At 73.1% G+C, this 17,635-nt stretch carries 17 protein-coding genes; 12 read left to right on the top strand and 5 right to left on the bottom strand.

What is annotated here, in order from left to right:
* Positions 1–3: 3 nt before the first annotated feature.
* Entirely contained in the window at positions 4–786 is a 783-nt protein-coding gene (locus ACZ51I_RS24290) for a hypothetical protein (RefSeq protein ID WP_468879394.1), read from the bottom strand.
* A gap of 321 nt (positions 787–1,107) precedes the next feature.
* Between ACZ51I_RS24290 and purN the strand changes: the two genes are divergently transcribed.
* From purN to ACZ51I_RS24305, 3 genes are all read left to right on the top strand, one after another.
* Positions 1,108–1,737 carry a phosphoribosylglycinamide formyltransferase gene (purN, locus tag ACZ51I_RS24295; RefSeq protein ID WP_468879396.1) on the top strand — a complete coding sequence of 210 codons (630 nt, stop codon included), beginning with the start codon at positions 1,108–1,110 and terminating at the stop codon, positions 1,735–1,737.
* A complete protein-coding gene (gene purH / locus ACZ51I_RS24300) occupies positions 1,712–3,295 on the top strand; it encodes a bifunctional phosphoribosylaminoimidazolecarboxamide formyltransferase/IMP cyclohydrolase (RefSeq protein WP_468879399.1) in 1,584 nt (527 codons plus the stop codon). Before purN ends, purH begins: the two co-directional genes overlap by 26 nt.
* A gap of 167 nt (positions 3,296–3,462) precedes the next feature.
* Entirely contained in the window at positions 3,463–4,896 is a 1,434-nt protein-coding gene (locus tag ACZ51I_RS24305) for a DUF2079 domain-containing protein (protein WP_468879401.1), read from the top strand.
* 55 nt (positions 4,897–4,951) lie between these two features.
* On the opposite strand, the gene ACZ51I_RS24310 is transcribed toward ACZ51I_RS24305, so the two are convergent.
* Positions 4,952–5,554, bottom strand: coding sequence for a hypothetical protein (locus ACZ51I_RS24310; protein WP_468879403.1), 603 nt, complete (start codon positions 5,552–5,554; stop codon positions 4,952–4,954).
* Between the two features lie 249 nt (positions 5,555–5,803).
* Here ACZ51I_RS24310 and ACZ51I_RS24315 point away from each other — a divergent pair, with 249 nt between their 5' ends.
* From ACZ51I_RS24315 to ACZ51I_RS24340, 6 genes are all read left to right on the top strand, one after another.
* A complete protein-coding gene (locus ACZ51I_RS24315; protein ID WP_468879405.1) occupies positions 5,804–6,664 on the top strand; it encodes a bifunctional methylenetetrahydrofolate dehydrogenase/methenyltetrahydrofolate cyclohydrolase in 861 nt (286 codons plus the stop codon).
* Between the two features lies 1 nt (position 6,665).
* Positions 6,666–7,172, top strand: coding sequence for a DUF3017 domain-containing protein (locus ACZ51I_RS24320; RefSeq protein WP_468879408.1), 507 nt, complete (start codon positions 6,666–6,668; stop codon positions 7,170–7,172).
* A gap of 630 nt (positions 7,173–7,802) precedes the next feature.
* Complete coding sequence (locus tag ACZ51I_RS24325; protein ID WP_468879411.1) at positions 7,803–8,792, top strand: malate dehydrogenase; 990 nt, start codon at positions 7,803–7,805, stop codon at positions 8,790–8,792.
* A gap of 193 nt (positions 8,793–8,985) precedes the next feature.
* A complete protein-coding gene (locus ACZ51I_RS24330; RefSeq protein WP_468879413.1) occupies positions 8,986–10,728 on the top strand; it encodes a hypothetical protein in 1,743 nt (580 codons plus the stop codon).
* Complete coding sequence (locus ACZ51I_RS24335; protein ID WP_468879415.1) at positions 10,721–11,101, top strand: hypothetical protein; 381 nt, start codon at positions 10,721–10,723, stop codon at positions 11,099–11,101. Before ACZ51I_RS24330 ends, ACZ51I_RS24335 begins: the two co-directional genes overlap by 8 nt.
* A 1-nt stretch (position 11,102) precedes the next feature.
* Positions 11,103–12,029 carry a serine/arginine repetitive matrix protein 2 gene (locus ACZ51I_RS24340; RefSeq protein WP_468879417.1) on the top strand — a complete coding sequence of 309 codons (927 nt, stop codon included), beginning with the start codon at positions 11,103–11,105 and terminating at the stop codon, positions 12,027–12,029.
* Positions 12,030–12,395: 366 nt separating this feature from the next.
* Here the strand turns inward: ACZ51I_RS24340 and ACZ51I_RS24345 are convergent, their stop codons facing one another.
* Positions 12,396–13,124 (bottom strand): isocitrate lyase/PEP mutase family protein, encoded by a 729-nt coding sequence (locus tag ACZ51I_RS24345; RefSeq protein ID WP_468879419.1) that lies wholly within the window; start codon positions 13,122–13,124, stop codon positions 12,396–12,398.
* The gene (locus tag ACZ51I_RS24350) at positions 13,121–13,660 is read right to left on the bottom strand and encodes a carboxymuconolactone decarboxylase family protein (RefSeq protein ID WP_468879422.1); all 540 of its coding nucleotides are present in this window, start codon (positions 13,658–13,660) and stop codon (positions 13,121–13,123) included. Before ACZ51I_RS24350 ends, ACZ51I_RS24345 begins: the two co-directional genes overlap by 4 nt.
* A 47-nt stretch (positions 13,661–13,707) precedes the next feature.
* Between ACZ51I_RS24350 and pdxR the strand changes: the two genes are divergently transcribed.
* Positions 13,708–15,126, top strand: coding sequence for a MocR-like pyridoxine biosynthesis transcription factor PdxR (gene pdxR, locus ACZ51I_RS24355; protein ID WP_468879424.1), 1,419 nt, complete (start codon positions 13,708–13,710; stop codon positions 15,124–15,126).
* 9 nt (positions 15,127–15,135) lie between these two features.
* On the opposite strand, the gene ACZ51I_RS24360 is transcribed toward pdxR, so the two are convergent.
* Positions 15,136–15,987: a hypothetical protein gene (locus ACZ51I_RS24360; protein WP_468879654.1), complete on the bottom strand. Its 852-nt coding sequence runs from the start codon at positions 15,985–15,987 to the stop codon at positions 15,136–15,138.
* Positions 15,988–16,116: 129 nt separating this feature from the next.
* Here ACZ51I_RS24360 and ACZ51I_RS24365 point away from each other — a divergent pair, with 129 nt between their 5' ends.
* Both ACZ51I_RS24365 and ACZ51I_RS24370 read left to right on the top strand, forming a co-directional pair.
* Positions 16,117–16,407, top strand: a complete 291-nt coding sequence (locus ACZ51I_RS24365; protein WP_468879427.1) for a hypothetical protein — start codon at positions 16,117–16,119, stop codon at positions 16,405–16,407.
* 15 nt (positions 16,408–16,422) lie between these two features.
* The gene (locus tag ACZ51I_RS24370; protein ID WP_468879430.1) at positions 16,423–17,607 is read left to right on the top strand and encodes a glutathionylspermidine synthase family protein; all 1,185 of its coding nucleotides are present in this window, start codon (positions 16,423–16,425) and stop codon (positions 17,605–17,607) included.
* Positions 17,608–17,635 lie beyond the last annotated feature (28 nt).

Genomic DNA, 17,635 nt, shown 5'->3' on the forward strand with positions numbered 1-17,635 from the left:
CGGCTACTCCCGTACCCCGAAGCCCGCGCGCAGCGGCTTCGGCAGGAGGTCGTTGCAGGCCAGCTCGCCCGCGTGGGTCAGGGCGTCGTCGCGGCACTCGTAGAAGTCGCGGTAGACGAGCTGCAGGGTGAAGCCCGCGGCGACGATCATCAGGGCCAGGCTCGCCGCGACGAGACCGCTGATCGCCGCGGTCCGCATCGAGCGGAGCGGAGCGAGCGCGGCGGACGCGCCCTGCCCCGAGGGCCGGCCGGGCGCCCCGGCCGCCGGCTGTTCCTGAGCGGAAGCCGCCGGGGGAGCAGTCGAGGACGGGGGCTGTGATGTCGGCGACGGTTCCCCGGCCGCCTTCGGCTTGGTGCGCAGCGAGCTGATCGCCCAGTACAGGCCGAGGGCGCCGAGCAGCAGCGCCAGCTCCGGGATGTCGAAGATCGCGAAGAAGAAGGCCCACATGCCCGAGAGGATCGCGTACCGCGCCCGTCGCTGCGCCGGGTCCGTCGGGTCCCAGCGCAATCCCGGGCCCCGCCCGGACCCGCCGCCCTGCCCGGGTCCGCCCTCCGGCCCGCCCTGACCGCCTCCCCGGCGCTCCGGCCCCCGGCCGAAACCGTCCTGGGAGGGGCCCGGCTGGCGCGGGCTCCAGCGGCCGTCGGACGGCCCCGACGAGTCGGGGGCACCGGACGACGAGTCGTCGTCCGAGCCCTCCGGTCGCCGCGGCTGCCACGGCTGATCCGGCCGGCCCTCGGGCGGCGGCGCGAACGGGTTGTTGTCGTCCGTGGACTGGCGTTCCGGCATCTGCTGAACGTCTTCCCTCTGTCGTCTCGACCCCGGCCGCGCCCGTCGGCGTGGCCGTGGTCTCCGCTGCTGTCTCGTGCTGTCTCGTCTGCTGCTCGTCCGCCGAGACGTCCGCCGCCCGAACCCGCCCCCGTACCCGGCCGGTCCGGTGCGCGTCCGGCTTCGGACCCTGACGCTACCGCCCTGCTCCGCCCCCGTCCCGTGGGGGCCGTCCCGTGTGCCGGTATCGTTGCTGACGGTCGAGCCATTCGTAGGGTTCCCCGTATCGAGCGGCACGATTCGTTCGTACGACCGCACAAACACCACGGAAAGAGTGACCCAGTGGCTGCCGCCCGCCTCGTCGTCCTGGTCTCCGGGTCCGGTACCAATCTGCAGGCCCTCCTCGACGCCATCGCCGCGGACCCCGAGGGCTACGGCGCCGAGATCGTCGCCGTCGGTGCCGACCGCGACGCCATCGTCGGCCTGGAGCGCGCCGAGCGTGCCGGGCTGCCGACCTTCGTGTGCAAGGTCAAGGACCACGCGACCCGCGGGGAGTGGGACCGCGCGCTGACCGAGGCCACCGCGGCGTACGAGCCGGACCTCGTCGTCTCGGCCGGTTTCATGAAGATCGTCGGCAAGGAGTTCCTCGCCCGCTTCGACGGCCGGGTCGTCAACACCCATCCGGCGCTGCTGCCCAGTTTTCCCGGTGCCCACGGGGTGCGTGACGCCCTCGCCTACGGCGCGAAGGTCACCGGGTGCACCGTCCACTTCGTCGACGACGGCGTCGACACCGGCCCGATCATCGCCCAGGGCGTGGTCGAGGTGCGGGATGAGGACGATGAAGCCGCTCTGCATGAGCGCATCAAGGAAGTCGAGCGCTCGCTGCTCGTCGACGTCGTGGGGCGTCTCGCCCGGCACGGCTACCGCATTGAGGGACGAAAGGTTCATGTCGGTGAACACGGACACCGTTAAGCCCATCCGCCGCGCGCTGGTCAGCGTCTACGACAAGACGGGGCTCGAAGAGCTGGCCCGCGGTCTGCACGAGGCCGGTGTCGAGCTCGTCTCCACCGGCTCCACCGCCGGGAAGATCGCCGCCGCCGGGGTTCCCGTCACCAAGGTCGAGGAGCTGACCGGCTTCCCCGAGTGCCTCGACGGGCGCGTCAAGACCCTCCACCCGCGCGTGCACGCCGGCATCCTCGCCGACCTGCGCCTGGAGTCGCACCGCGAGCAGCTCGCCGAGCTCGGGGTCGAGCCCTTCGACCTGGTCGTCGTGAACCTCTACCCCTTCCGCGAGACGGTCGCCTCCGGCGCCACCCCGGACGAGTGCGTCGAGCAGATCGACATCGGCGGCCCGTCGATGGTCCGCGCCGCGGCCAAGAACCACCCGTCGGTCGCGATCGTCACCAGCCCCGAGCGGTACGCCGACGTGCTCGCCGCCGTCAAGGCCGGCGGCTTCGACCTGACCGCCCGCAAGCGGCTCGCGGGCGAGGCCTTCCAGCACACCGCCGCGTACGACGTGGCCGTGGCCTCCTGGTTCGCCGACGACTACGCCGCGGCGGACACCGTGTCCGACAGCTCCGCGGGCGGCTTCCCCGACTTCCTGGGCGCCACCTACGAGCGGAAGAGCGTCCTCCGGTACGGCGAGAACCCGCACCAGGGCGCCGCGCTCTACGTCGACGGCACGGGCGGCCTCGCCGAGGCCGAGCAGCTGCACGGCAAGGAGATGTCGTACAACAACTACACGGACACCGACGCCGCGCGCCGGGCCGCGTACGACCACACCGAGCCCTGCGTCGCGATCATCAAGCACGCCAACCCGTGCGGCATCGCGGTCGGCGCCGACGTCGCCGAGGCCCACCGCAAGGCGCACGCCTGCGACCCGCTGTCCGCGTTCGGCGGCGTCATCGCCGTCAACCGCCCGGTCTCCGTCGAGATGGCCGAGCAGGTCGCGGAGATCTTCACCGAGGTCCTCGTCGCCCCCGGCTACGAGGACGGCGCGGTCGAGATCCTCGCCAAGAAGAAGAACATCCGCGTCCTGAAGGCCGAGGGCGCCCCGGCGAACCCGGTCGAGGTCAAGCCCGTCGACGGCGGCGCCCTCCTCCAGGTCACCGACCGCCTCCAGGCCGAGGGCGACGACCCGGCGAACTGGACCCTCGCGACCGGCGAGGCCCTCTCCGCCGAGGAGCTCGCCGAGCTCGCCTTCGCCTGGAAGGCCTGCCGCGCGGTCAAGTCCAACGCGATCCTGCTCGCCAAGGACGGCGCCTCGGTCGGCGTCGGCATGGGCCAGGTCAACCGCGTCGACTCCGCGAAGCTGGCCGTCGAGCGGGCGGGCGAGGAGCGGGCACGCGGTTCGTACGCCGCCTCCGACGCCTTCTTCCCCTTCCCCGACGGCCTGGAGATCCTCACGGCCGCCGGCGTGAAGGCGGTCGTGCAGCCGGGTGGCTCGGTGCGGGACGAGCTGGTCGTCGAGGCCGCGCGGAAGGCGGGCGTGACGATGTACTTCACGGGCACGCGCCACTTCTTCCACTGAGCCTCGTCCGGCCCTCGTCTCCTGAGGACGGTGACGGACGGCCCGCCGGTACCCCGAGGTACCGGCGGGCCGCTCCCGTTCCCGGCAGCCTGCGACAGATCCGCCGAACGGGTGGACTCTGGTCTAATGGGTTGCTCTTTTGTCGGCCGCCGGTAGTGGGGAACGTGGTGTTGGACGTACTGAACAGACCCGCTGCGGAGACCACCGACGCGGAGTCGTCCGACGGCCTCGCCCCGGCCCCGATCCGCCCGTACCTGATTCTCGCGGGCGTCCTCTGCGGCCTGTACTTCCTCTACTCCTGGGTCCAGTACGCGCACTTCCGCACGCCCTCCTGGGACCTCGGGATCTTCGGGCAGTCGGTCCGGGCCTACGCCGAGTTCCGCGCCCCCGTCGTCGACATCAAGGGCCCCGGCTTTCCCATACTCGGCGACCACTTCAGCCCGGTCACCGCGCTGCTCGCGCCGCTCTACTGGATCTGGCCCTCGCCGGTCTCCCTGCTCTTCGGGCAGGCCGCGCTCTTCGCCGCCTCCGCCGTCGTCGTCGGCCGCACCACCCAGCAGATCCTCGGCAGCCGGGCCGCCGGCATCGGGCTGACCGTCGCGTACGGCCTCTCCTGGGGGCTCCAGGAGGCCGTCAAGTCCGACTTCCACGAGATCGCCTTCGCCGTCCCCCTCCTCGCCCTGACCTGCCGGGCCCTGCTCCTCGGGCGCTGGACCGCGGCCGCCGCCTGGTCCGCCCCGCTCGTCCTCGTCAAGGAGGACATGGGGCTCACAATCGCCATGGTCGGCGCGGTCCTCTTCCTCAAGGGGCGGAAGCGGCTGGGCGCCGCCCTGGCCGGCTTCGGCGTGGCGGCCTTCGCGCTGACGGTCCTCGTCCTGATCCCGGCGGCGAGCCGGCTCGGCCGGTACGACTACTGGGCCAAGATCGAGAAGACCGGCCAGGGCACGGACACCTCCTTCGGCCAGGTCATCGGGGACGCCCTCGCCTCGGGCGAGCGGTGGGAGATGGTGTTCTACCTGCTCGCCATCACCGGCTTCCTCGCCCTGCGCTCCCCGCTGGTCCTGCTCGTGCTGCCGACCCTGGGCTGGCGCTTCCTCTCCCAGGACGCCAACCACTGGGGCATGCACTGGCACTACAGCGCGATCCTGATGCCGGTCGTCTTCCTGGCCCTCGTGGACGGCGTCCGCGCGGTCCGCACCTCACCGCGCGCCTGGCTCGTCTCGTACGGGAAGGTCGTGATCCCGGTCGCGACGGCGGTCGCGCTCGTCCTCGCCGCGAACCTGCCGCTGCGGGAGCTGATGAAGCCGGAGACGTACCGGACGGACACGAGGACCCTGGAGGCGCGGGCGGCGGTCGACGCCGTGCCGGAGGGGGCGAGCGTCGAGGCGGACGTCTCGCTCCTGGCCCACCTCACCGCGGACCACCGGGTGTACTGGGTGGGCACGTCGAAGGGCGCCACCCCGGATTTTCTCGCCTTCGACCTGCGGGGCTGGGGTCAGCAGGTGTCGGACCCGGCGCAGCTGGCCTCGCAGCTGCACCCGGAGGCGCGGTACGAGATCACGTACCGCTCGGACGGCTTCGCGGTCCTCGAGCGGCGGTGACCACGCGTGAGGGGGCGGGGTCCGAACGGACCCCGCCCCCTCACGCGTATCGGGCTCAGTACTGCTGCTTGTTCCGGTTGAACCAGGCCGAGCCGTCCGACTTCGCCACGAAGACGATGATCAGGACGCCCAGGGCGAGGCTCACGATGCCGAGCGGCAGCGAGAAGAGGCTGAACAGGACCGCGAACGAGGCCCAGACGATCACGCCGATCCGGACGCCGTTGCCGCCCGTCTTGAACTTGGCGGCGAGCACCATGCCGAGGACGGCGAAGATCAGCGAGACGATGCCGGCGCCGATCATGATGCCCTGGCCCATGTCGGCGAAGGCCTGGGTGTCGGCGGACGAGGCGCCCGACTTCTCGAGCTCGCTGTCGAAGGCGAAGGAGAAGGCGATCGCCGCGAAACCACCGAGCACGTTGAAGGCGCTCATGATCCACAGCATCACGCGCGCGCCCTTGACGCCGCCCGGCATCTCCATGGCCGCGCCCGGGTAGCCGCCGCCGTACGGCGAGACCGGCGGGGCCGCCGGGTAGCCGTAGCCCTGCTGCGGCACGCCCTGCGGCGCCTGCTGGGGGTAGCCGTAACCGGGCTGCTGGCCCTGGCCCTGGCCCTGTCCCTGCGGCTGGCCGTAGGGGTTGTTCGGGTCGCCGAAGCTCATCGCGGGGTTCCTCCGTGAATTTCTCTGTGCGGGGACGACGCGGCCCGCGCGGAGGACTTTCACGGCATTTCAGCGGATTCCCCCCGGCACTTTCCGCGGTACTACGCCGGTCATCGTCGTCGCACCGTCGACTTCTTGTCCAGTCGGTACGTCATGGAGTTGTGCAGATGCAACCTGTCGTTCCGTATCGCCGGCCCCTGCGCACGAGCGAATTGGAACAACGCGGGGGTCATCCGGGAGGATGTCTCCATGAGCGCCCAGATTCTCGATGGCAAGGCCACCGCAGCCGCGATCAAGTCCGATCTGACCGTCCGTGTGGCGGCCCTCAGGGAGAAGGGCATCACGCCCGGCCTCGGCACGGTCCTGGTCGGCGACGACCCGGCCAGCCAGAAGTACGTCGCCGGAAAGCACCGCGACTGCGCGGAGGTCGGCCTCGCGTCCATCCAGCGCACGCTGCCGGGCACCGCCACCCAGGAGGAGATCGAGGCGGTCGTACGGGAGCTCAACGAGGACCCGGCCTGCACCGGCTACATCGTCCAGCTGCCGCTGCCCAAGGGCATCGACGAGAACCGCGTCCTTGAGCTGATGGACCCGGAGAAGGACGCGGACGGCCTGCACCCGACCAACCTCGGCCGGCTCGTCCTCAACGAGCCCGCCCCGCTGCCCTGCACGCCGAACGGCGTCATCACCCTGCTCCGCCGCCACGGCGTGGAACTCAACGGCGCCGAGGTCGTCGTCGTCGGCCGCGGTGTCACCATCGGGCGGTCGATGCCGCTGCTGCTCACCCGCCGCTCCGAGAACGCCACCGTGACCCAGTGCCACACCGGCACCCGGGACCTCGCGGCGCACCTGCGCAACGCCGACATCATCGTCGCGGCGGCCGGCGTGCCGCACCTGATCAAGCCCGAGGACGTGAAGCCGGGCGCGGCCGTCCTCGACGTCGGCGTCTCGCGCAACGCCGAGGGCAAGATCGTCGGCGATGTGCACCCGGGCGTCGCCGAAGTGGCCGGCTGGATCTCCCCGAACCCCGGCGGCGTGGGCCCGATGACCCGCGCCCAGCTCCTCGTCAACGTCGTCGAGGCCGCCGAGCGCGCGGCCGCGGCGCTCTGAGGTGACGTCCGGGACCCCGGGGGCGCCCGGGAACCCGGAGGGGACGGAGCCCACGGACGCCCAGGGCGCCACGGGCCCCGCGGGCGCCGTGGACTCCGGTGCGACGGGTGGTCCGCGGCGGCGGCCGCCCACCGTCACCACCGACACCGCGCGCCCCGAGGGCGGCGGCCGGGCGGCCCCCGGCGACGCCCCGGCGCCCGCGCGCCAGTGGCCGCTGCTCACGGTCCTCGTGCTCGCCGGGCTGGGGCTCCTCGTGGTGGGGACGGACCCGTTCCCGCAGGCCTTCCGGGTGGGGGCGATCCTGGTCGGCGCCGCGCTCCTCGTGGGCGCGGCGATGCGCCGGGTGCTGCCGTCCGTCGGCATGCTGGCCGTCCGCTCCCGCTTCACGGACATGATCACGTACGGGGTGATGGGTGGCCTGATCGTGCTGCTCGCGCTCATGGTGCAGCCGGAGCCCTGGTTGCGGATCCCGTTCCTGGAGGACGTACTCCACCTCACGGTGACGTGACGTCCGGATCGTGCGGAGCGGCGCCCGCCCTCTCCCCCGTGGGAGGGCGGGCGCCGTCCTGTTCAAGGGTCATGTACGTGCCAAGGTCGGTTCAAGCTCCGTCGGTGCGCTGTGGCACGGAAGTGACCATTCCGCTACCTCGGCTCCGCATCCGGGCGGGCGTCGCCGCCGGAACCGCCCTCCGTCGGGGAGGCGGGGAGGAGGGCCACACCTGCCTGGCCGGAAGTCGCTGCCGCGCGAACTCGACCCGGACACCCGGGCGTTCACGGAACGGCTCCGGTGTCTGGCCGGCCGCAGCCGTCTCGGCATCGCGGCCGTCACCTCCGGCACCGACACCGCGGCGGCGGACCCGGACGCGCACACACCGATGCTCGCCGTCGCCTCGGCCGCCGACGCGCGCGCGTGCGGCACGCTCGCGAACGGCCGCGCGGGCCGCACCGACGGCAGGTCATGACCGTGCCCGGACGGGTGGCAGTGAGCCGCACCACAAGGGGGTGGGGATTCGGGAGGGCCCGGGTCGGATAGCCTGACCGCTGGATATCTCTTCATGTCGAGACACCGATCGATCAAGAGAGCTATCCCGCACCAGGGGCAGGGACCCCCACCGCCAGCTGTCTTACGGAGATCGCCATGACCCGCACTCCCGTGAATGTCACCGTGACCGGCGCGGCCGGCCAGATCGGCTACGCGCTGCTCTTCCGCATCGCCTCCGGCCACCTGCTCGGCGCGGACGTGCCGGTCAAGCTGCGCCTCCTCGAGATCCCGCAGGGCGTCAAGGCCGCCGAGGGCACCGCCATGGAGCTCGACGACTGCGCGTTCCCGCTGCTCAAGGGCATCGACATCTTCGACGACCCGAACCAGGGCTTCGAGGGTGCCAACGTCGCGCTGCTCGTCGGCGCCCGCCCCCGCACCAAGGGCATGGAGCGCGGCGACCTGCTCGCCGCCAACGGCGGCATCTTCAAGCCGCAGGGCAAGGCCATCAACGACCACGCCGCGGACGACATCAAGGTCCTCGTCGTCGGCAACCCGGCCAACACCAACGCCCTCATCGCCCAGGCCGCCGCCCCGGACGTGCCGGCCTCGCGCTTCACCGCGATGACCCGCCTGGACCACAACCGCGCGCTGACGCAGCTGGCCCAGAAGACCGGCTCCTCCGTCGAGGACATCAAGCGCCTCACCATCTGGGGCAACCACTCCGCGACGCAGTACCCGGACATCTTCCACGCGGAGATCGCCGGCAAGAACGCCGCCGAGGTCGTCAACGACGAGGCGTGGCTGGCCGACACCTTCATCCCGACCGTCGCCAAGCGCGGCGCCGCGATCATCGAGGCCCGTGGCGCGTCCTCCGCCGCCTCCGCCGCGAACGCCGCCATCGACCACGTCCACACCTGGGTCAACGGCACCGCCGCGGGCGACTGGACCTCCATGGGCATCCCGTCGGACGGCTCCTACGGCGTCCCGGAGGGCCTCATCTCCTCCTTCCCGGTCGTCTGCAAGGACGGCGAGTACGAGATCGTCCAGGGCCTCGACATCAACGAGTTCTCCCGCGCCCGCATCGACGCCTCCGTGCAGGAGCTCGCCGAGGAGCGCGACGCGGTCCGCGAGCTCGGCCTCATCTGAGCCACCGGCTCGGTCCCGACCGAAGCCGATCCCGGCTCCACAAACCCGGCGCCCCCGGGCCGTACGACCGACCGTACGGCCCGGGGGCGCCGTTTTTCGTGCCGACACGGAAGCCCCCGCTCCCCTATGCTTTTCCACCGGTCCCGGCCAACTCGGCCGATCACGTGGACCGTTCCAATGATTCGGGGGAGTTGTGGCGCAGTCGTCCGTACCTCACCAGCCCGGCGGACCGCCGTCCGCCCTCGACCCGCGCCGCTTACCGGCCGCCAGCGAGGCGACCCGGCTGCTCTGCGCCGGCACGTACCTCGACGACGGATTCCGCGACGCGGTCATCGACCAGCTGTACGTCCACGAGGAACGCTTCGCCGCGCCCTCCCTCGGCTACGACGCGAGCCGCGTCCTCGCCCACGCGCTGCGCGCCCGCCGCGTCGAACTCGCCTGGGCCGCAGGCATCCTCGCCCTCTGGATCGTCGCGATCCCCCTCACCAAGGGCCTGATCGCGCTTCTCCTCGCACCTTTCCTGGTGCTCGGCGTCGCCCGCTGGGTGCGCGGCACGTCCGCCACCGCCACCACCCCCGTCTACCGGCTCGTCGCCGGCTTCCTGCTGCGGTGGTACGGCCGGCTCTTGTTCCTCCAGTCCGCGCTGTTCCTCCTCTTCCTCGTCCTCGGCGACGACGAGTCCGGCGGCGAGTACCTCGGCGACGTCGCCGAGACGGGCGAGTTCCTCGACCTCGCGGTCAGCCTCACCGCCCAGGAGCTGTGGGGCGTCGGCAAGCTGGAAGCGTGGATCACCATCGCCGTGCCGCTCCTCGTGGCCTGGGCGGTCGCCACCCAGCGCGGCCAGTTCGCCCGCGCGCTCACCCAGGAACTGTCCCGCGAGCGCTTCGCCGACCAGCGCTCCGACCCGGCCGAACAGGCCGAGGGCGCCCGCTTCCGCCGCCTGCGCGACCGGATCCGCGTCGAGCAGCACGCCCGGCTGATCATGTACGGCTCCGACGTCCCGTTCTGCGGCGCCGGCTCCCCGTACGAGCCCTGGTCGCTCTCCGTCGAGCTGCGCCCCCGCAAGAACCTCGACGGCAAGGCCCCCGAACCGCTCGACAACAGCGCCGTCCTGCGGCACGTCGTCCCGCTCCTGGAGGCACTCCGCGTGCCCTCCCCGCACGGCTCGCCGCAGCTCCAGGCCGCCGTACGGGACCGGCTGCGCGAGCTGGAGATCGACGAGGTCGTCTTCCTGCCCGTCGACGGACTGCCGGCCCGCGCGGCCGCCCCATACACCCCCGAGGGCTTCGAGGCGCACCGCTCGGGCGCCATCGAGGAGGGCGGCGAGACCCGCCGTCACTTCCTCCGCATCCGCGTCGGCGGCTGGGGCGAGGAGATCGTCACCACCGTCTTCGTCCGCGTCCACACCCAGGGCGGCATGCTGATGCTGGAGGTCGCCCCGCACGTCCTGCGGCCGGTGAAGCCGCTCTACCGGTACGCCGACCGGGTCGCCCACCGCTATCTGCACAACCACCACTTCGGCAAGGCCGTCTGGGCGCTCGGACAGACCCCGCGCTCGGCCGGACAATCCGTGGTGACGCTCTGGCGCTCGCTCGTCCACGTCTGGCGGGTCCTCACCGCCGGTCACGCCAACGCGCTGCCCGAGGGACCGTGGATCTCGGTCCGCGAGCTCGGCTCCGACGACGAGGCCTCCCTGTTCCAGGAGATGGACGTCAGCCGCTACCTGAAGAGCGTGCAGGACCGGGTCGCGAACGGCGTGACGATCGCACTGCGCGAAGCCGGCTACGAGACCGCCGAGTTCGAGCAGAAGATCATCCATGTCGCCGAGGGCGGCACGTTCATCGAGAACACCAAGGGGAACGTCACCGTCGGGCACCACAACACCGTCACCAGCAAGACCTTCACCACGACCACGACCGGAGGCGACCGTGGCTGAGACAGGGAACTCCCGCGACCGTGGCGGCATTCACGTCACCAACACCAGCGGCAACGTCACCATCGGCGACCAGAACACCGTCACCAGCACGGTGAACGGCACCCCGCCGGCCCGCGACCCCCGGCAGGAGGAGCTGCTCCTGGCCATCCGCCGGTTCCGCGCGGACCTGGAGGGCGTCGTCCCCTCCGAGCAGACGGCCGCGCTCGACGCCGAACTCGCCGACGCCGAGGACGAGATCGAGGGCACCGGCCGCGCGGGCACCGGTCGCCTGGCAGCCCTGCGCCGCGCCCTGACGGACGCGGGCGCGGTGGCGGGGATCCTCGCCTCGGGCGTGGCCGTGGGGCAGGCCGTCGGCGCCCTGCTCGGAGGATGAGATGAGCGGGTACGGGGGCGGTCCGGCGGGCGGGGCGCGCTGGAACGACGAGACGCAGAGCTGGGAGAGCGGGGGAGCGGGGAGCGCGCCGGAGGGCCCACCGCCGCTGCCGCCCCTGCCGCCTTCGCCTCCGCCGGAGTACGCGCCGCCGCCTGCGCCGGTGTACGGGCCGGAGTACGGGCCCTCGTACGTGCCGGAGACCGGCGGCTGGCACGACCCCGGGCTTCCCGCCCCGTCGCCCCCTTCGCGGCTCCGGCCCCGGGTCGTGCTGGCGGCCGTCCTGGCGGCGGCCGTCCTGGCGGCGGGTTCCGTGAGCGCCTGGCTGGTCTGGGGGAGGCAGGAAAGCGGGAACGGCGGCCCGGCGGCGGGCCCTCCGGCCTCCGTCTCGGCGGCCCCGTCGGAGACGGAGGACCCGCCGTCCGAGTCCCCGTCGCAGACGCCCTCGCCCACCGGGTCGTCCACTCCCATGGACGACGTGCCCCCGCCCGGCTACCGGGCCCAGGAGGACGTGAAGGGGTTCACGATCGCGGTCCCCGAGGGCTGGAACCGCACCGAGTCGGACCAGGGCGTGTTCTACAACGCGCCGGACGGGCGGAGCCTGGTCCAGGTCTTCGTCGTCCAGGAGGCGGGCATGACGCCGTACGAGGCGCTGCGCGGGGCCTCCGAGGACGGCAAGGCGAACAAGCCGGGCTACGAGGAGCTCAGCCTCGAACGGGTCACGGGCGAGGCGGGCGCGCCGGCGGACTCCGCCGAGCTGGTCTACGCGTACGACCGCGCGGGCGGCCGCCGCAAGGTCGTCGACCGCGCCTTCACCGCCGCGGACGGCACCCACTACGCGATTCTGGCGGCGGGCCCGGAAGCGGACTGGCCGAAACAACGGGAGGTCCTCCGCGTGGCCCTGGACTTCTTCACCCCGGGCCGCCACTGACGGGCGGCGCCGCCCCGCAGTGACCGCCGCCCCGCCGCCGGGGGCCGTTGCCTCGCCGTTGGCAACAGCCGGGGCGGTGCCCCGGTCGTTCCGCTGGGGCGGAACGGTTGGGCACAACGGACGGCGCCCCTTTGCCGGGCCTAGGCTCCCGCGCCCTGACCCGCACCGGGCCGGGACCGCGCCCGCCTTCGTGGTGCGGGTCCAGGCGCGGAAGGCGGAGGCGCCACTGAGGGCGCCGTCCCGTGTGCCCACCCTCCCCCAAGCTCTCGGCTTCGCTCGAGCAGGGGGGGACCCCCATCGCCCTGCGGGACGCCTGCCCACATGGGCGCGTGGCGCCCCCGCGGGTGGTCCCTGGCGCGGAGGTCCTCAGATGGTGGCCGTCGACCCGAGATGCCTCGCCAAGGCCGACACGTTCTCCAGCGTCCGCCGCAACAGCCCGTCCCCGAACGTGATTCTCGTCGCGCCCAGCCGGCCGAGTTCGGCGAAGGGCGGGCCGCCCGGCAGGGCGAGGGCGTTGAGGGGGAGGTCGCCGAGGGCCGCGCGCAGGGCCGGGAGGTCGGTGGGTGGGGCCGCGATCGGATAGACGCAGTCCACGCCCGCCTCCGCGTACCGCACGGTCCGCTCCACCGCCTCCTTCAGCGGTTCGGCCACCCCCCGGACGTACACGTCCACGCGCGCGTTGACGAAGAGCCCGGGACCCGCCACGGCCCGGACCTCCGCCAGCCATTCCGCATGCGCCCGCGGGTCCTTGAGCGTCCCGTCGGGACCGGTGTCCTCCAGGTTGACGCCGACGGCGCCGGACTCCCGCACCCGCTCGACGAGTTCGGCCGGCGGAAGACCGTAGCCGCCCTCCAGGTCCGCCGTGACGGGTACGGAGACGGAGCGGACGATCCGCGCCACGGCGGCGAACATCTCCGCCGGAGGGGTCGCCCCGTCCTCGTACCCCAGGGAGGCGGCGATCCCGGCGCTCGGCGTGGCGAGCGCCGGATACCCGGCCGCCTCGAAGACGCGGGCACTCGCCGCGTCCCACGGGCCCGGGAGCACCAGCGGGCCGGGCCCGCCCCGGTGGAGGGCCCGCAACTCCTCGGCGCTCACGCGGGGCGGGGGGTGTAGTGACCGGGCGTCATCCGGGTGGTGACGCCGATCCGGTTCCAGGCGTTGATCGTGACGATCGTGGCGACGACCCGGGCGAGCTCCGTCTCGTCGAAGTGGGCGGCGGCCGCCGCGTACACCTCGTCGGGCACGAAGCCGTCGGTGAGGACGGTGACGGCCTCGGTCAGTGCGAGCGCCGCGAGTTCGCGCTCGGTGTAGAAGTGCCGGGACTCCTCCCAGGCGGAGAGCTGCACGATCCGCTCGACGCTCTCACCCTCGGCCAGCGCGTCCTTGCTGTGCATGTCGATGCAGAACGCGCAGCGGTTGACCTGCGAGGCCCGGAGCTTGATCAGGTGGTAGAGGGTCGGGTCCATGTCCTTCGCGGCCGCCGTCTCCAGGCGGATCATCGCCCGGTAGAACTCGGGGACGCGCTCGGCGAAGGGGAGTCGGGGCGCGTGCTCATGGGCGTACGGGGGCTGCTCGTGCTGCTCGGTCCTCGGCTCGGTCCGCTCTGCCGATACCGTCGTGGTCGTCGTCATGCGGACCACCGTACGAAGCCGTTGGCGCAGCTGTATGGTCCATTTCCATGGTGAACGACTGGGCCACTTTCGGGGCCGACCTCCACCTGGAACTCCGCGGCACCCGGCTCCGCGCGGGCCTGATGGACGCCCTGCGGGAGGCGGTCCGCAGCGGACGCCTGGAGGCCGGCACCCGGCTGCCGTCCTCCCGCCAGCTCGCCGCCGACCTCGGCATGGCGCGCAACACCGTCGCCGACGCCTACGCCGAGCTGGTCGCCGAGGGCTGGCTCACCGCCCGTCAGGGCTCCGGCACCCGCGTCGCCCGCCGCACCGCGCCCCGCACCCCGGCGCCGTCCACGCTGCCGCCCCCGCCGACGGGCGCGGGCCGGGCCCGGCCCGTCGCGCCCGCGCACAACCTGAGGTCCGGCACCCCCGACCTCGCCTCCTTCCCGCGCGCCGACTGGCTCAAGGCGTACCGCCGGGCCCTCACCACAGCCCCCCACGAAGCCTTCGGCTACGGAGATCCGCGCGGCAGGCCCGAACTGCGCGCCGTCCTCGCCGAGTACCTCGCCCGCGCCCGGGGCGTGCACGCCCGGCCCGAGCGGATCGTGATCTGCTCCGGCTTCGTGCACGGACTGATGCTCATCGGCCAGGTGCTGCGGGCCAGGGGTGTGCGGGACGTGGCCGTCGAGTCGTACGGACTCGGGCTCCACGACGGCCTCCTGCGGCGTGCCGGACTCGGCACCCCCGCCCTGGCCTTCGACGAGCGCGGCACGAGGACCGAGGAGCTGGCCGGCCTCGACGGCTGCGGGGCCGTCCTCATGACGGCCGCCCACCAGTACCCCCTGGGCGGCGCGCTGCCGCCGGACCGGCGGGCGGCGGTCGTCGACTGGGCACGTGCCTCCGGCGGCCTCGTCCTGGAGGACGACTACGACGGGGAGTTCCGCTACGACCGGCAGCCGGTCGGCGCGCTCCAGGGGCTCGACCCCGAGCGCGTCGTCTACCTGGGCACCGCCAGCAAGTCCCTCGCGCCGGGCCTGCGCCTCGCCTGGATGGTCCTGCCGCATGACCTGGTGGCCGAGGTCGTGGCGGCGAAGGGGGCCGTGGACTGGTCGTCGAGCGCGCCGGACCAGCTGGCGTTCGCCGAGTTCCTGGGCTCGGGGGCGTACGACCGGCACGTACGGGCGATGCGGCTGCGCTACCGGCGCCGTCGTGACCAGCTGGTGGCGGCCGTCGCCGCGCACTCGCCGGAGACCCGGGTCAGCGGCATCGCGGCCGGCCTGCACGCGGTCCTTGCCCTCCCGCCCGGCACCGAGCAGGCCACCTTGCGGGCCGCCGCCTGGCGCGGGCTCTCCGTCCAGGGCGTCAACCAGTTCCGCCGCCCCACGGTGCCGTCCACCCTCGACGGCCTCGTCGTCGGCTACGCCACGCCCCCCGACAGCGGCTGGCAGGGCGCCCTCCAGGCGCTGTGCGGGGTGCTGCCGTGAGGGCCGCGGTCACGGCCTGACGACCGGGTCCGGTGCCGGGTCCGGGTCCGGGTCCGGAGCCGGTGCCTCGCCGAAGCGGGCCAACGTCAGGGAGCCCGCCACCGCCACCGCGAAGCCCGCGATCGCCAGCCAGCCCAGCCCGTCCCGCGTACGGTCCCCGAGCCAGGCCACACCGACGATCGCGGGGCCGATCGTCTCGCCGAGGACCGTGCCCGCCGTCGCCGTGGTCACCGAGCCGCGCTGGAGCGCCGAGGTCAGCAGCAGGAACGCGGCCCCGCCGCCGACGAGGAGCGCGTACCAGGCGGGATCGGCGAAGTCGACGCCGTCGATCAGCCGGACCGCCACCTCCACCACCCCGAAGCCGAAACCGGCCCCGAGGCCGAGGAGCAGCGCCCGGGGCCGCTCCGGCAGCCGGCCCGCCGCGACGCCGAGCAGCAGGACTCCGAACGAGATCCCGAGCAGCGCCCAGCGCAGCGCCTCCGAACCGTCCCGGTGACCCTCCTCGCCGGAGGCCAGCGCCAGCATCGCGAGCCCCGCGCAGACCACGGCGACGGCCGCCCACTCCACCCGGCTCAGCCGCACCCGCAGCACCCGCGAGGCGATGACCGCCGTGACCGCCAGGCTCGCGGCGAGCGCCGCGCCCACCATGTAGATGGGCAGCGTCCGCAGGGCCACGATCTGCAGCGCGAAGCCCAGACCGTCCATCCCGAGACCGGCGAGATACCGCCACTGCCGCAGGGCCCGCCACATCAGCGCGACATCGACGCCACCGCCCGTCCCCGGCCGCGTGGCGCGGGCGGCCATCGCCTGGAGGACCGAGGCCGCGCCGAAGCACACGGAGGAGGCGAGCGCACAGATCATCCCGAGAAGCACGAAACGACTCTAGGGCGTGAGGCCGGAAACCACCGGCCTACACTGTGCGGTCGCGGCGCGGTCGCGCGGGCGGGCACGGGTGGGCGCCGGAAACGCGGTGAAGGGGAGGCGACGGACATGCGCAGGCTGAGGTCGAGCACGGTGGTGCTCGGCGGGATGGGTGTGCTCGCGGCGACGATCACCGCGTGCGGTTCGGAGCCGGACAGGCGGTGCGTGGACCCGCTGACCCGGGAGGAGCTGCCCAGCTACGAGTGCCGGAGCGGTGGCGACGACGACAACGGCTCCACCCACCGCGGCTCGTACTACTACGGCGGTTCCGTCCGCGACAAGCGCGTCAGCGGCGGCAGCTTCGACAAGACCGCCGTCGACACCGGCGGCTTCGGCTGCTCCGGCAGCGGCGGCGGCTGAGGCGGGCACGGCACCGTGGAACGCCACACCATCGAGCCCCGGCCCGGCTGGCAGCAGACGGTCGAGGAACAGGGACTGGTCTATCCGCTGACCCGCCACCCGGACGGTTCGCTGCGCCCGTACTGGGACGAGAGCGCGTACTACTCCTTCTCGCTGCCCGAGGTCGAGGCCCTGGAGGAGGTCGTCGAGGAGCTGCACGCGATGTGCCTGGCGGCCGCCGCGCACATCGTCGAGCACGACCGGTTCGCCGAGCTCGGGATCACCGATCCGAAGCTGGCGGGGCTCGTCGCCGAGTCCTGGCGGCGCCGCGCCGAACTCCCCTCCCTGTACGGCCGCTTCGACCTGCGCTACGACGGCGAGGGCCCGGCCAAGATGCTGGAGTACAACGCCGACACCCCGACCTCGCTCGTGGAGGCCGCGAGCCCGCAGTGGTTCTGGATGGAGGAACGGTTCCCCGGCGCCGACCAGTGGAACTCGCTCCACGAGCGGCTCGTCGCCGCCTGGAAGCGCCAGGCCCCCCTCCTGCCGCCCGGCCCCGTCCACTTCGCCCACTCGGACGGCGACGAACTCGGAGAGGACCTGATGACGGTCGCGTACCTCCGCGAGACCGCCCAGCAGGCCGGGCTCGACACCGAGGCGCTCTCCGTCGAGCGGATCGGCTGGGACCGGCTCTCGCGCCGCTTCGTGGACGACCGGCTCCGCTTCATCCGCAGCTGCTTCAAGCTCTACCCGTGGGAGTGGCTGACCACCGACCGCTTCGGCCGGTACGTCCTGGACACCCTCGACAACGGCGGCGGCACCGGCACGACCTGCTGGATCGAACCTGCCTGGAAGATGCTCCTCTCCAACAAGGCGCTCCTCGCGATCCTGTGGGAGCTGAACCCGGGCCACCCGAACCTCCTGCCCGCCCACCTCGACGGGCCGCGCGAACTCGCCTCGACCACGGGGTGGGTCGCCAAGCCGCTGCTCGGCCGCGAGGGCGCGGGCGTCACCCTGCACGAGGCCGGTACGGAGCCCTTCGTACGGGACGGGGAGCCCTGCTGCTACCAGGAGCTGGCCCCGCTGCCCGACTTCGACGGCAACCGGGTGGTGCTCGGCGCGTGGGTCGTCGAGGACGAGGCGGCGGGGCTGGGCATCCGGGAGTCGGCGGGCCTCGTCACCGACGAGTACGCCCGCTTCCTCCCGCACGTCATCCTCTAGGAGGTGTCCCGGGTGTCCTGGGCGCTTC

This window comes from Streptomyces sp. NPDC034084, from assembly GCF_055575535.1.

What these genes read in the sequence shown, in the direction of transcription:
- ACZ51I_RS24360 (WP_468879654.1), bottom strand. Translation starts at nt 15,987, where the DNA reads ATGATCTGTGCGCTCGCCTCCTCCGTGTGCTTCGGCGCGGCCTCGGTC.
- ACZ51I_RS24350 (WP_468879422.1), bottom strand. Translation starts at nt 13,660, where the DNA reads ATGACGACGACCACGACGGTATCGGCAGAGCGGACCGAGCCGAGGACC.
- ACZ51I_RS24315 (WP_468879405.1), top strand. Translation starts at nt 5,804, where the DNA reads ATGAGCGCCCAGATTCTCGATGGCAAGGCCACCGCAGCCGCGATCAAG.
- ACZ51I_RS24340 (WP_468879417.1), top strand. Translation starts at nt 11,103, where the DNA reads ATGAGCGGGTACGGGGGCGGTCCGGCGGGCGGGGCGCGCTGGAACGAC.
- purH (WP_468879399.1), top strand. Translation starts at nt 1,712, where the DNA reads ATGTCGGTGAACACGGACACCGTTAAGCCCATCCGCCGCGCGCTGGTC.
- ACZ51I_RS24290 (WP_468879394.1), bottom strand. Translation starts at nt 786, where the DNA reads ATGCCGGAACGCCAGTCCACGGACGACAACAACCCGTTCGCGCCGCCG.
- ACZ51I_RS24310 (WP_468879403.1), bottom strand. Translation starts at nt 5,554, where the DNA reads ATGAGCTTCGGCGACCCGAACAACCCCTACGGCCAGCCGCAGGGACAG.
- pdxR (WP_468879424.1), top strand. Translation starts at nt 13,708, where the DNA reads ATGGTGAACGACTGGGCCACTTTCGGGGCCGACCTCCACCTGGAACTC.
- ACZ51I_RS24325 (WP_468879411.1), top strand. Translation starts at nt 7,803, where the DNA reads ATGACCCGCACTCCCGTGAATGTCACCGTGACCGGCGCGGCCGGCCAG.
- ACZ51I_RS24365 (WP_468879427.1), top strand. Translation starts at nt 16,117, where the DNA reads ATGCGCAGGCTGAGGTCGAGCACGGTGGTGCTCGGCGGGATGGGTGTG.